Source organism: Pseudomonas sp. 300 (assembly GCF_055803035.1).
In genome coordinates this window covers 265,129-277,627 of sequence record NZ_JAVLRV010000003.1, presented here as the reverse complement: position 1 = coordinate 277,627, position 12,499 = coordinate 265,129, and the positions used below count along the sequence as shown (strand labels likewise).

At 60.4% G+C, this 12,499-nt stretch carries 16 protein-coding genes; 5 read left to right on the top strand and 11 right to left on the bottom strand.

The features are described from left to right. The 3 genes from Q7W83_RS26625 to Q7W83_RS26615 form a co-directional block, all read right to left on the bottom strand. Nucleotides 1–538, bottom strand: a 538-nt coding sequence (locus tag Q7W83_RS26625) for a YggT family protein (protein WP_473657985.1), incomplete at its 3' end; no start/stop codon positions are given. 24 nt (nucleotides 539–562) lie between these two features. Next, nucleotides 563–1,381 carry a pyrroline-5-carboxylate reductase gene (proC, locus tag Q7W83_RS26620; RefSeq protein ID WP_150632774.1) on the bottom strand — a complete coding sequence of 273 codons (819 nt, stop codon included), beginning with the start codon at nucleotides 1,379–1,381 and terminating at the stop codon, nucleotides 563–565. Nucleotides 1,382–1,406: 25 nt separating this feature from the next. Then, nucleotides 1,407–2,093, bottom strand: coding sequence for a YggS family pyridoxal phosphate-dependent enzyme (locus Q7W83_RS26615; RefSeq protein ID WP_150632775.1), 687 nt, complete (start codon nucleotides 2,091–2,093; stop codon nucleotides 1,407–1,409). 57 nt (nucleotides 2,094–2,150) lie between these two features. Between Q7W83_RS26615 and Q7W83_RS26610 the strand changes: the two genes are divergently transcribed. Next, complete coding sequence (locus Q7W83_RS26610) at nucleotides 2,151–3,185, top strand: type IV pilus twitching motility protein PilT (protein ID WP_150632776.1); 1,035 nt, start codon at nucleotides 2,151–2,153, stop codon at nucleotides 3,183–3,185. 172 nt (nucleotides 3,186–3,357) lie between these two features. Here the strand turns inward: Q7W83_RS26610 and Q7W83_RS26605 are convergent, their stop codons facing one another. Further along, nucleotides 3,358–3,978: a C40 family peptidase gene (locus tag Q7W83_RS26605; protein ID WP_150632814.1), complete on the bottom strand. Its 621-nt coding sequence runs from the start codon at nucleotides 3,976–3,978 to the stop codon at nucleotides 3,358–3,360. Between the two features lie 250 nt (nucleotides 3,979–4,228). On the opposite strand from Q7W83_RS26605, the gene Q7W83_RS26600 reads away from it, so the two are divergent. Further along, on the top strand, nucleotides 4,229–4,660 hold the full coding sequence (locus Q7W83_RS26600; RefSeq protein WP_150632777.1) for an NINE protein: 432 nt from the start codon (nucleotides 4,229–4,231) through the stop codon (nucleotides 4,658–4,660). 94 nt (nucleotides 4,661–4,754) lie between these two features. Here the strand turns inward: Q7W83_RS26600 and Q7W83_RS26595 are convergent, their stop codons facing one another. From Q7W83_RS26595 to gshB, 7 genes are all read right to left on the bottom strand, one after another. After that, complete coding sequence (locus Q7W83_RS26595; RefSeq protein WP_150632778.1) at nucleotides 4,755–6,026, bottom strand: dihydroorotase; 1,272 nt, start codon at nucleotides 6,024–6,026, stop codon at nucleotides 4,755–4,757. Beyond that, nucleotides 6,023–7,027, bottom strand: a complete 1,005-nt coding sequence (locus Q7W83_RS26590; RefSeq protein WP_123357320.1) for an aspartate carbamoyltransferase catalytic subunit — start codon at nucleotides 7,025–7,027, stop codon at nucleotides 6,023–6,025. The genes Q7W83_RS26595 and Q7W83_RS26590 overlap by 4 nt, the downstream gene beginning before the upstream one ends. 27 nt (nucleotides 7,028–7,054) lie before the next feature. Continuing rightward, nucleotides 7,055–7,558 (bottom strand): bifunctional pyr operon transcriptional regulator/uracil phosphoribosyltransferase PyrR, encoded by a 504-nt coding sequence (gene pyrR / locus Q7W83_RS26585; protein WP_008026190.1) that lies wholly within the window; start codon nucleotides 7,556–7,558, stop codon nucleotides 7,055–7,057. Nucleotides 7,559–7,640: 82 nt separating this feature from the next. Then, nucleotides 7,641–8,078 (bottom strand): Holliday junction resolvase RuvX, encoded by a 438-nt coding sequence (ruvX, locus tag Q7W83_RS26580; protein WP_473657972.1) that lies wholly within the window; start codon nucleotides 8,076–8,078, stop codon nucleotides 7,641–7,643. After that, nucleotides 8,078–8,650, bottom strand: a complete 573-nt coding sequence (locus Q7W83_RS26575; protein WP_150632779.1) for a YqgE/AlgH family protein — start codon at nucleotides 8,648–8,650, stop codon at nucleotides 8,078–8,080. The genes ruvX and Q7W83_RS26575 overlap by 1 nt, the downstream gene beginning before the upstream one ends. Before the next feature lie 190 nt (nucleotides 8,651–8,840). Beyond that, nucleotides 8,841–9,740 carry an energy transducer TonB gene (locus Q7W83_RS26570; RefSeq protein WP_150637994.1) on the bottom strand — a complete coding sequence of 300 codons (900 nt, stop codon included), beginning with the start codon at nucleotides 9,738–9,740 and terminating at the stop codon, nucleotides 8,841–8,843. A 77-nt stretch (nucleotides 9,741–9,817) separates the two neighbouring features. Further along, nucleotides 9,818–10,771, bottom strand: a complete 954-nt coding sequence (gene gshB / locus Q7W83_RS26565; RefSeq protein WP_150632781.1) for a glutathione synthase — start codon at nucleotides 10,769–10,771, stop codon at nucleotides 9,818–9,820. Nucleotides 10,772–11,005: 234 nt separating this feature from the next. On the opposite strand from gshB, the gene pilG reads away from it, so the two are divergent. From pilG to Q7W83_RS26550, 3 genes are read left to right on the top strand one after another with little or no spacing between them, the layout of a single operon-like run. Beyond that, the gene (gene pilG, locus Q7W83_RS26560; protein ID WP_027926573.1) at nucleotides 11,006–11,410 is read left to right on the top strand and encodes a twitching motility response regulator PilG; all 405 of its coding nucleotides are present in this window, start codon (nucleotides 11,006–11,008) and stop codon (nucleotides 11,408–11,410) included. Nucleotides 11,411–11,470: 60 nt separating this feature from the next. After that, nucleotides 11,471–11,836, top strand: a complete 366-nt coding sequence (pilH, locus tag Q7W83_RS26555) for a twitching motility response regulator PilH (RefSeq protein ID WP_150632782.1) — start codon at nucleotides 11,471–11,473, stop codon at nucleotides 11,834–11,836. A 10-nt stretch (nucleotides 11,837–11,846) separates the two neighbouring features. Continuing rightward, entirely contained in the window at nucleotides 11,847–12,380 is a 534-nt protein-coding gene (locus Q7W83_RS26550) for a chemotaxis protein CheW (protein WP_150632783.1), read from the top strand. The last annotated feature ends 119 nt before the right edge of the window (nucleotides 12,381–12,499 follow it).

Genomic DNA, 12,499 nt, shown 5'->3' with positions numbered 1-12,499 from the left:
GCGGGATCAGCCAGCTTTGCAGCAACTGGATCACGATAAACGCAAAGATCGGCGAGATGTCGAGGCCACCCAGGTTCGGAATGATCCGACGGAACGGGGCGAGTACTGGTTCGGTAATCTGCGCGACCAGCTCGGCGCCCGGGTTGTGGCTCCCCGGGGCGACCCAGGACAGAATCACGCTGATGATCATTGCGTAAAACAGAATGTTCAAAAACAGCGAGAACAGCGCAATCAGAGACCAAGGCACCAACAGCAACCAGTCGACCATGAAGCCTTTGAGCGCCAGGATGACCGCGATCAACAGCATCTGCACGATCAGCGCCAGCACCAGCGACGACATATCCAGCCCGAACATGCTCGGGATGACCCGGCGCAGCGGTTTGAGCAGCGGCTGGGTGGCCTTGACGATGAACTGGCAGAGCGGGTTGTAAAAGTTCGCCCGGACCAGTTGCAGGATGAAACGCAACAGCACGATCAGCAGGTACAGGCTGCCCAGGGTTTTGATGATGAAAATGGCAGCGTCATTGAGTCCGAGCATCATTGATTCCTTTGTAAGAGCTGATTAGCGGCCAAGTTGCTCAGCCATCTCGGCCGAGCGGTGCGCAGCGGCGCCGAGTGCTTTTTCCACCAGCGCTTCGAAGCCGCCAGCCTGGAACGATTTGATTGCAGCTTCTGTAGTGCCCGCCGGCGAAGTTACACGGCGACGCAGTTCTGCCGCGTCGACATCGCTGGCAACCGCCATGTGCGCGGCGCCCAGGGCGGTTTGCAGGGTCAGTTGCGCGGCGATATCGGCCGGCAGACCGAGCTTCACGCCGGCGGCGGTCATGGCTTCGATCAGCAGGAAGAAGTACGCAGGGCCCGAGCCGGAGACGGCGGTGACCGCGTCCAGTTGCTGTTCTTCGTTCAACCACACGGCGATGCCAACGGCCGACAGCAGCTCTTGCGCCTGTTGGCGTTGTTCTGCGGTGACTTCGGCGGTGGCGAACAAGCCGCTCACGCCCTGACGCAGCAGCGCCGGGGTGTTGGGCATGCAGCGCACGATCGGTTGCGCGCCGAGCCAGTTGTTCATGCTGGCGCAGGTGATCCCGGCGGCGATCGACACCACCAGTTGATTCGGTTTCAAGCTCGGGCGAAGTGCTTCGCAGACGGCTTTCATCGCTTGCGGTTTGACTGCCAGAACAACGACGTCGGCGCCTTGAATGGCGTCGGCGTTGTCGGCGAATACGTCGATGCCGTGTTCGGCGTTCACTTTGGCGCGGGTTTCAGCGCCCGGATCGCTGGCGCGTAGCTGCGCGGCGTCCAGACCTTTGGCGCGCAGGCCGCCGATCAGGCTGGCGGCCATGTTGCCGGCACCGATAAAGGCAATACGAGTGTTGCTCATGTCAGGTCCTTATAAAAGAAAGCCATCAAGGCTGGCTGTAATCACGGGCGCCAAAGAGAGCCGTACCGATACGGACCCATGTGGCGCCTTGAGCGATGGCCGACTCGAGGTCGTGGCTCATGCCCATGGAAAGTGTGTCGAGCGGCAGGTTCAGGCTGGCTTGCAGGCTCTGCACCGCCGCAAATGCGGCGTCCTGGGCGGCGCGATCTTCCGTCGGCTCGGGAATCGCCATCAGCCCGCGCAGTTTGATGCGTGGCAGTTCGCTGATGGCCTTGGCCAAGGCCGGCAGGTCGGCCGGGGTGCAGCCGGATTTGCTGGCTTCACCGCTGACGTTGACCTGGATGCAGATGTTCAGTGGCGGCAGATCGACAGGACGTTGTTCGGACAGGCGTTGTGCGATTTTCAAGCGATCCACGGAATGCACCCAGGCGAAGTGCTCGGCGATAGCCCGAGTCTTGTTCGATTGAATGGGGCCGATGAAGTGCCAGATCAAGGGCAGGTCGGCCAATTCGAGCTGTTTGCTCAGGGCTTCCTGCAAGTAGTTTTCGCCAAAGTCGCGCAGTCCGGCGGCATGCGCTTCGCGCAGGGCCTCGGCGGGCTTGGTCTTGCTCACGGCCAGGAGCTGGACGCTGTGCTCGTCACGGTGGGCGGCAAGGGCGGCAGCCCGGATGCGTGAACTAACCAGGGCAATGTTGTCTGCTATCGTGGACATTCAAGAGGCGCCAGCGGGTCTGAGGTTGGCGGCATTCTACTGGAATTGAGGAGTGCTATGGATATCACTGAGCTGCTGGCTTTCAGCGCCAAGCAGGGCGCGTCCGACTTGCACCTGTCGGCCGGCCTGCCACCGATGATTCGCGTCGACGGCGATGTACGGCGCATCAATCTGCCAGCCCTGGACCACAAGGAAGTTCAGGAGCTGGTCTACGACATCATGAACGACACCCAGCGGGTGGACTTCGAGAAGCACCTGGAAACCGATTTTTCCTTTGAAGTGCCGGGTGTTGCGCGTTTTCGGGTCAATGCGTTCAACCAGAACCGGGGCGCCGGCGCGGTGTTCCGGACCATTCCGTCGAAGGTCCTGAGCATGGACGACCTGGGGATGGGGGAAGTGTTTCGCAAGATTACCGACTCCCCCCGTGGCCTGGTGCTGGTCACCGGCCCGACCGGTTCCGGCAAGTCCACCACCCTGGCGGCGATGATCGATTACCTGAATAACAATCGTCATCACCACATCCTGACCATTGAAGACCCGATCGAGTTCGTCCACGAATCACGCAAATGCCTGATCAATCAGCGCGAAGTCCATCGCGATACCCGCAGCTTCGCCACGGCGTTGCGCTCGGCGTTGCGGGAGGACCCGGATGTGATTCTGGTGGGCGAGATGCGTGATCTGGAGACTATTCGTCTGGCGCTGACGGCTGCCGAGACCGGTCATCTGGTGTTTGGCACGTTGCACACCACGTCGGCGGCGAAAACCATCGACCGGGTGGTAGACGTGTTTCCGGGGGATGAGAAGTCGATGGTGCGTTCCATGCTGTCCGAGTCATTGCTGGCGGTGGTGTCGCAGACGCTGGTGAAGAAGATCGGCGGCGGGCGCATTGCGGCGCATGAAATCATGCTGGGGACATCGGCGATCCGTAACCTGATCCGCGAGGATAAAGTGGCGCAGATGTACTCGTCGATTCAGACCGGTGGGAATCTGGGGATGCAGACGCTGGATATGTGCTTGAAGGAATTGGTGACCAAGGGTTTGATCAGTCGCGAGCATGCGCGGGAGAAGGCGCGGTCGCCGGATAATTTTTGACCGGGAGATGTGTAGTGCTTTCAATGGCCCCTTCGCGGGCAAGCCCGCTTCCACAAGGATTTATGGCGTACACAAATTGTGTGAACACCTCTGAAACCTGTGGGAGCGAGCCTGCTCGCGATGGGGGCATCATGGCCAAAAAAAATCCCGGATCAGATCCGGGATTTTCAAATCAACGCTGAACAACCTGCAGCGTGTTCTTCTCTTTCGGCAGAACCCGCTTGGCTACCACGTAGTGGCTTTCCCAGTACGGTTTCTTCAAGGTGTCGATGGTCACCGACTTGCCACGGCGTGGTGCGTGGATAAAGCGGTCATTGCCCAGGTAGATGGCAACGTGATTGACCCGGCGGCTCTTGATGTTGAAGAAAATCAGGTCGCCCGGCTTCAGATCCTTGCGATCGACTTTCTCGCCATGACCGCTGGCCATGGCGTTCGAGGTGCGCGGCAGGTCAAACGTGGCATCGTTGAACGCGTATTTCACCAGGCCGCTGCAATCGAACCCTTTACTTGGGCTGCTGCCGCCCCAACGGTAAGGTGTACCGAGGACGTTGACGGCACGGCTCAGCACATTGCTGCTTTCCTTGTTCGCCATCGGCGGGACAAGCTTGCTGTTGGCTTTGCTCAGCGAAGTCGATGGCTTGGCCGTTTGTTTGTTTTTGCTCGAAGGAGCAGAAACATGGGATTTTGGGGTGTAACCATTAACGTTAGGAAGACGTTGCTCACGATTGGTGGCGTGGGCGGCCAGTGGCATCAAAAGGCAAATGGTTAGCCATGTCTTGAAAAATGGACGCATTAGGCAAGGCTCATATGGGTTAGCGCGAAACTTTATAACAGCTTTTTTTGTCATTCCGAGGCCGTTGGTCGATTCAACCTGGCGGTCAACGGAACCAAATACGCTGCAAATGGACGCCATTGTCGGACAGAAGTCAGGTGCTATAAGGGTTTGACGGCAGACAAGGTAACACTTGCCATACGTCGGCCACCTGTAAAAAAGTCACAAAGAATTCAAGAATATTTATCTATCGTGTGATTCGAGGCCATTCATGAACACCTATCAACACCCCGTTCCACATCAAGATACCCACAGCAAAGTGATCGGATACCTGCTGTGGATTTTCGGTTTTACCGGCGCTCACCGCTTTTATTACGGCAAACCGGTGACCGGGACGATCTGGTTCTTCACCTTCGGTTTGTTGGGTATCGGCTGGCTGATCGACGTCTTTCTGATCCCGGCCATGGACCGCGAAGCGGACCTGCGTTTTACCCCCGGGCCGATCGAATACAACGTCGCGTGGATTCTGCTGACGTTTCTCGGGGTGCTCGGCGTGCATCGGATGTATCAGGGGAAGTGGATCAGCGGGTTGCTGTACCTGGTGACGGGCGGTTTGTTCTTTCTGGGGGTTTTGTATGACTTCTGGACGCTGAATGATCAGGTGTCAGTGCGCAACGCGCAGAATCGCGGCACTTTCCAGTAAGTCATCGCCACCAGGCTGGCTCCCACAGAGGATTTGTGTTGTTCACAGATCCTGTGTGGGAGCTAGCCCTGCCAGCGATTGGGACTGCTCAGTATCAAGCCTGGTGGCTGATCCGCCCATCCACCAGCGTGTAACGCACCACGCCTGGCAGGCTATGCCCAATGAACGGGCAGTTCTCACCCTTGGACAACCAGGTTTCACCGGCCACGGTCGAAGCCGTCGGGTCGAACAGCACGATGTCCGCCGCCCCACCCACCACCAGTTTCCCCGCCGGCAAGCGCAATGCTTCAGCAGGCCCGGCACTCAGGCGTGCCAGCAGCGTCGGCAGATCCAGCAAGCCATCCTCCACCAGCGTCAACGCCAATGGCAGCAACAGTTCAACGCTGCTGATACCCGGCTCGGTGGCACCGAACGGCGCCAGTTTGGCGTCCCGCTCATGGGGTTGGTGATGGCTGGAAATCGCCGAAACCACTCCCGACTTCACCGCCTCACGCAAGCCATCGCGGTCGGCGCGGGTGCGCAGCGGCGGCTGGACGTGATAGAGGCTGCTGAAGTCGATCAGTGCTTCATCGGTCAGGATCAGCTGATATAACGCCACATCGGCGGTCACCGGCAGTCCACGGGCCTGAGCCTGAGCGATCAGGGCCACGCCGCGAGCGCTGGTGAGTTGGCTGAAGTGCGCGCGCACGCCGCTTTGCTCGACCAGCAGCAGATCCCGGGCCAATGCCACGGTTTCGGCGGTTTCCGGAATCCCCGGCAAACCGAGGAAACTGGCGGTCGGGCCTTCGTGCGCCAAGCCACCTTCGGCCAGATCATGGTCCTGCGAGTTGAAAATCACCGTCAGGTCGAAGGTCGCCGCGTACTCCAGCGCCCGGCACAGCGTGCGGGTGTTGCGGAAGCTTTCCAGACCGTTGCCGAACGCCACGCAACCGGCGTCGCGCAAAGCCACGAGCTCTGCCAGTTGCTCACCCTCAAGGCCTTTGCTCAAGGCACCGATCGGGAACACCTTGGTGTTGCCGGCCTCGCGGGCGCGGTCGAGGATCAGTTCGGCCACGGCCGAAGTGTCCAGCACCGGTTTGGTTTTTGGCGGGCAGCACAGACTGGTCACGCCACCGGCGGCGGCCGCGCGGGTTTCGCTGACGATTGAACCTTTGCGGCTGTAGCCCGGCTCGCGCAGGGCGACGTTCAGGTCGACCAGCCCCGGTGCGGCCACCAGGCCTTGGGCGTCGAGGGTGTCGACGGCAACGAAACCGGCCGGTGCGGCGCCAAGGGCGACGATCTTGCAGGCTTCGATGTGGATATCAGTCACTTGATCCAGCCCGCTGACTGGATCGATCACGCGGGCGCCGAGAATGCTGAGCTTCACTGGGCGTTCTCCTGCTCGAATTGGCGCTGGGCAGTCTGCCCGCTCATGGCCATGGACAGCACGGCCATACGAATCGCGATGCCGTAGGTCACCTGGTTGAGAATCACCGAATGCGGACCGTCGGCCACCGCCGACTCGATCTCCACGCCCCGGTTGATCGGGCCCGGGTGCATGACGATGCAATCCGGTTTGGCGCCGGCGAGGCGTGCGGTGGTCAGGCCGAACAGGCGGTAGAACTCACCTTCGCTCGGCAGCAGGCCACCGGTCATGCGTTCACGTTGCAGGCGCAGCATGATCACCACGTCGACGTCTTTCAGGCCTTCGGTCATGTTGGTGTAAACCTTCACGCCGTATTGCTCGATGCCGATCGGCAGCAGGGTTTTCGGCGCGATCACGCGGATGTCCGGGCAACCGAGGGTTTTCAGCGCCAGCATGTTCGAGCGCGCGACCCGCGAGTGCAGGATGTCGCCGACGATGGCTACCGAAAGGTTTTCGAAACCGCCCTTGTGCCGACGAATCGTCAACATGTCGAGCATGCCTTGGGTCGGGTGGGCGTGACGGCCGTCGCCGCCGTTGATGATCGCCACTTGCGGGCACACGTGTTCGGCGATGAAGTGCGCAGCGCCGGAATCACCGTGACGCACGACGAACATGTCGGCGGCCATCGCTTCCAGGTTGCGCAGGGTGTCGAGCAGGGTTTCGCCCTTGCTCGCCGACGATGTCGACACGTTCAACGTGATCACGTCGGCCGACAGCCGTTGGGCGGCCAGTTCGAAGGTGGTGCGGGTGCGGGTCGAGTTCTCGAAGAACACGTTGCACACGGTCTTGCCGCGCAGCAACGGGACCTTCTTCACGGCCCGGGCGCCAACTTCGAGGAACGAGTCGGCGGTGTCGAGGATTTCCGTCAGCAGCTCGCGGCGCAGACCGTCGAGCGAGAGGAAGTGGCGCAGCTGGCCCTGATCATTGAGCTGCAGCGGGCGCTTGGTTTCTAGAGGCGTCATCGCGAGGGGGACTCTCAATAGGGCGAATTAAAGGGCGAGGTCTTGCAGTTCGAGCTTGAGCTCCGGGCCGGACAGTTTCACGCGCTCGTGGGCCGCCAGCGACAAGGTCGCGCCCACGACGTTCGGGCGGATCGGCAGTTCGCCGGCGTCCAGGTCCAGCAGGCATACCAGCGTCACGCTGGCCGGGCGGCCGTAGTCGAAAAGTTCGTTCATGGCGGCGCGGATGGTGCGGCCGCTCATCAGCACGTCGTCGATCAGCACCAGGTCCTGGCCTTCGATCTCGAACGGCAGCGCGGATGGGCGTACTTGCGGGTGCAGGCCGTTCTGGCTGAAGTCGTCGCGGTAGAAGGACACGTCCAGCGTGCCGAGCGGCGCATCGCTGCCCAGTTCTTCGAGCAACGCCTGGGCGACCCAGACGCCACCGGTACGAATACCGATGTAGCGCGGTTCGCTGATGCCACGGTGTTCCAGATGTGCCTTGAGACGGATCGCCATCTGGCTGATCAGTTCGGCGGGATTGGGCAGGCTCATGGTTGCTCCTTCTTGGGCCCGGGCCGGGTGGTGCTGGAGGTGGCCCGGGTTGTCGCTATAGAGAGTCGCTTGTTACGGCTCTTCAGGATTCGAACAGTGCGCTGTTTTCGTCGAGCCAGCCTTGCAGCAGCAGGGCGGCGGCGATGGCGTCGACCGGGTTGTCGCGGTAACTGCCTTTTTGCCCGCCACGATCACGTCGTTCGCCCTTGGCTTCAAACGTGGTGAGGCGTTCATCGTGGGTATAGAAGGGCAGGTTGTAGCGGCCGTTGAGGCGGCGGGCGAACTTCTCGGCGCGCAGGCACATGTCGCTCGGCGTGCCGTCCATATTCAATGGCAGGCCGACCACCACGGCATCGGGTTTCCACTCTTTAATGAGCGCTTCGACCTGAATCCAGTCGGGCACCCCGTTTTGCGCCTTCAACGTGCACAACTCGCGGGCCTGGCCGGTAATCACCTGGCCGACTGCCACGCCGATCTGTTTGGTGCCGTAGTCGAAACCCAGAATCAGACGCAGGGCCATCAGGCGTGTCCCGCCTGACTGGTGAGCAGGCTGAGATTGACGCCCAGGTGCTTGGCCGCCGCTTCGAGGCGCAGTTCGCTGCTGGTGTTGAACAGGATGTCGGCATCGAACGGGCAGGTCAGCCAGGCGTTGTCGGCCAGTTCGGCCTCAAGCTGCCCGGCTTCCCAACCCGCATAACCGAGAGCGATCAGGCTTTTGGCCGGACCGACACCGTCGGCGATGGCGAACAATACGTCCTGGGAGGTGGACAACGACAGGTCGCCTTCCAGATCAACGGTCGCCTGAAACTGCTTGCCCGACGGGTGCAGGACAAAACCGCGATCAGTCTGCACTGGGCCGCCGATGAAGATCGGCACATGCTGGCAGAGCATCGGCGGTTCGATATCGGGGCGCAATTGCTCGAGGATATCGGCCAGGTTCAGGTCTTGCGGACGGTTGACCACCAGCCCCATGGCACCATTGGCCGTGTGCTCGACGATGTAGGTCAAGGTGTGCGCAAAGTTCGGGTCGGCCATGTGCGGCATGGCGATCAGGAAGTGATGCTTGAGGTAGCTGGGGCTGACGTTTTTCATGAGCGCTAGTGTGGCGTTGGAGGGGCGAACTGACAAGCTGGGGATGCGTAGGAAATGCCGCAAATCCCGACAACAATTGATTCCCTGTGGGAGCGGGCTTGCCCGCGATGAGGGCGCTACATTCAAAATCAATGTGTCAGAAAGACCGCTTTCGCGGGCAAGCCCGCTCCCACAGGGTTATGCATCGTGACTAATTACTGAAGAGGCGATCCCCGCGCGCGAACTTCCACGTCCGGATGATTTCCAGTCGGTCGATGTCCGACAAATCCCCGGTAAACGGCGAAAACGGCGCTGCCAGCCTTACGATCCGCTGTGCCGCCTGATCCAGCAGCGGTTGCCCGGAGGACTCGAGCACCAGCACTTCATACAGCGAGCCGTCGCGGTTGATCGAGACCATCAAGCGCAGATTGCCGTAAATCTGTTGGCGCCGCGCTTCGTCGGGGTAATTGAGGTTGCCGATGCGCTCGACCTTCTTGCGCCATTCGTCCTTGTACCAGGCGCCCTTGTCTTTCATGGTCGAAGCGGCGCTCAGACGGTGAATGCGCGGGCGCTTGGCGTATAGCTGTTGTTCGTTGGCCAGTTCCGCTTCGAGGCTGGCGATGTCGCTGGACAACTGTTCACTGTCGAACGTCGGCGCGGCGACCGCAGGTTTGGTCACGGGTTTGGGTTCTTCGGTCTTGGCTGCGGCTTTTTTCGGTTTCGGTGCGACAGTGGTCACGGCAGCCTTGGGCGGCGCTTCCTGCACTTCAGGTTTGGCGGCCGGCGGTGGCGTGACTTTTTGCACCTTGTTGTCCTGGAACGGCGCGACCTCGGTGGTCTTGGGAATCGCCTTTTTATCCAGGGTACCGCTGCCTTCCTGATTTTCCTGGGCGAGAAAGTCAGCCTTTGCCGGCTTCTTTTCGCTCTTGAAGGTGGCGAGGGTGATTTCCAGGGTTTTGCTGATTTGCTTGGGTTCGACCATCGTGAAGCCGACGCCCAACAGCAAGGCCAGGTGAATCAGCGCCGCGAGAAACAGGGTAAATCCGAGGCGATCGGCCGGGCGCACACCACGGTGGGCGAGTTCGGCGGGCAGATCGGACGGAAGTGTCATGACAAGAAAACCAACATCGCGTTTTTCACAGGCCGCGCATGATAACGCAATGTTGGTTCGATCCTGGCTGTTCTATATCAACGAGCCTTGAGCTTCTGATCGATGGCATCCATCAGCATCCCGCCGATGTCGGTGCCGAACGCATTATCAATCTCGCGAATGCAGGTCGGACTGGTGACGTTGATTTCCGTCAGGTGCTCGCCAATCACGTCCAGGCCTACGAACAGCAGGCCTTTCTCGCGCAGGGTCGGGCCGACTTGCGCGGCGATCCAGCGGTCTTTCTCGGTCAGCGGACGGGCTTCGCCACGACCACCGGCCGCGAGGTTGCCACGGGTTTCGCCGGCGGCCGGAATCCGCGCCAGGCAATAATCCACCGGCTCGCCGTCGATCATCAGGATGCGTTTGTCGCCGTCGACAATCGCCGGCAGGTAACCCTGGATCATGATCTGCTGCTTGCCGTGCAAGGTCAGGGTTTCGAGAATCACCGACAGGTTCGGGTGGCCGGCGGTGTGACGGAAGATCGAAGAACCGCCCATGCCGTCCAGTGGCTTGAGGATCACGTCGCCGTGATGATCGGCGAACTCGCGCAGTACGTCCGGGCGACGGCTGACGATGGTCGGCGGCGTGCACTGCGGAAACAGCGTGGCGAACAGTTTTTCATTGCAGTCACGCAGGCTCTGCGGCTTGTTGACCACCAGCACGCCGGCGCGCTCGGCCTGCTCCAGCAGGTAAGTGGAGTAGACGAACTCCATGTCGAACGGCGGATCCTTGCGCATCAGGATCACGTCCAGATCGCTCAACAGCGCGTCCGTCTCGGCTTCCAGTTCGAACCATTTTTCCGGGTTGGCGAAGACTTTCAGCGGCCGCATCCGCGCCCGCGCTTGACCTTCGGCCTGATACAAATCGCCCTGTTCCATATAGAACAGTTCCCAACCGCGCTTCTGTGCGGCCAGCAGCATGGCCAGCGAGCTATCCTTTTTATAGGAGATGCTGGCGATAGGGTCCATGACAATCCCGACGCGAACGCTCATGGGTTTTTCCTCGAAATGGGGTGGTCCGAAAGGACACGAAAAAGTGGCGTCAGAGTGGCGCCGAGTGTGTTCCCGGTCAAGGAAAAACCACCGCGCCAGTCCCCCGATAGATTGCATTTGGAGACTGTGCTAAAAAGGCTGCCATATCGTTCTGGCCCTTAAACATCAAGGGTTTCGAGCCTCCGGTTATCGGAAACGGACAAATTGATTCGCAAAGGCGACGGCAGAGCATCTATGGACCAGCATTCCAGCGCCTTGAAGGTCATGGTGATCGACGATTCGAAGACGATTCGCCGCACCGCCGAAACGCTGCTGAAGAACGTGGGGTGTGAGGTCATCACGGCCATCGACGGTTTCGATGCCCTGGCCAAGATTGCCGACAATCATCCAGGCATCATTTTCGTCGACATCATGATGCCGCGTCTGGATGGCTATCAGACCTGCGCTTTAATCAAGAACAACAGTGCGTTCAAGTCCACGCCAGTGATCATGCTGTCGTCCAAGGACGGGCTGTTCGACAAGGCCAAGGGGCGTATCGTCGGTTCCGACCAGTTTTTGACCAAGCCTTTCAGCAAGGAAGAACTGCTGAACGCGATCCAGGCCCATGTACCGGGCTTCGCCGCCGTTTTGCCGCAGTAGGACACGCACAGTGACGCTCGGCCAGCGGGCCCGGCGTCGACAAGAAGAATGGGGAAAACCATGGCACGTATTCTGATCGTCGATGATTCGCCGACCGAAATGTACAAATTGACCGGCATGCTGGAAAAGCACGGTCATGAAGTGTTGAAAGCCGAAAACGGCGCCGACGGCGTGGCCCTGGCCCGTCTGGAAAAACCCGACGCGGTGCTGATGGACATCGTCATGCCCGGCCTCAACGGTTTCCAGGCGACCCGCCAGTTGACCAAAGACCCGGAAACCGGGCACATCCCGGTGATCATCATCACCACCAAGGATCAGGAAACCGACAAGGTCTGGGGCACACGCCAGGGCGCCAAGGATTACCTGACCAAACCGGTCGACGAAGACACCCTGATCAAGACCCTGAACAACGTGCTGGCCGGTTGATCTCCCGACCATGACCGAGTCGCTGACCGCCTTCGAACTGCTGCTGCAGATCGACCAGCGTTGCCGTCTGCTGGCGGCGGACCTGCCGTCGCAGCCGACCCGACAGGACAGTTGGAGCGGCATCGGTTTTCGTTTGGGTGAGGCTTGGTATGTCGCGCCGATGGGTGAAGTCAGCGAAGTCCTGCACGAGCCGCGGTTCACGCAACTGCCGGGGGTCAAACCGTGGGTGAAAGGCGTGGCCAACCTGCGCGGGCGCTTGTTGCCGATGATGGATTTGTGCGGCTTTTTTGGCCATGAGCTGTCGACTGTGCGTAAGCAGCGGCGGGTATTGGTGGTGGAGCATAACGAGGTGTTTGCCGGGTTGATGGTCGATGAGGTTTTCGGCCTTCAGCACTTTGCCCAGGACAGTTTGCAGCCGGTGAATAACGTGAGCGGCCCGATTGCACCGTTCATCAAAGGCCGGTTTCAGCGTGAGCAGAATTGGCAGGTGTTCAGCCCGTTCGCGCTGGCGCAGTCGCAAAGCTTTATGCACGTAGCGCTGTAACCCCCGATCCCTTGTGGGAGCGAGCCTGCTCGCGATTGAACGATAACGCGGTGTTCCTGAGACACCGCGGCGCCTGAATCGCGAGCAGGCTCGCTCCCACAGGAGAACTTCGATGGGCA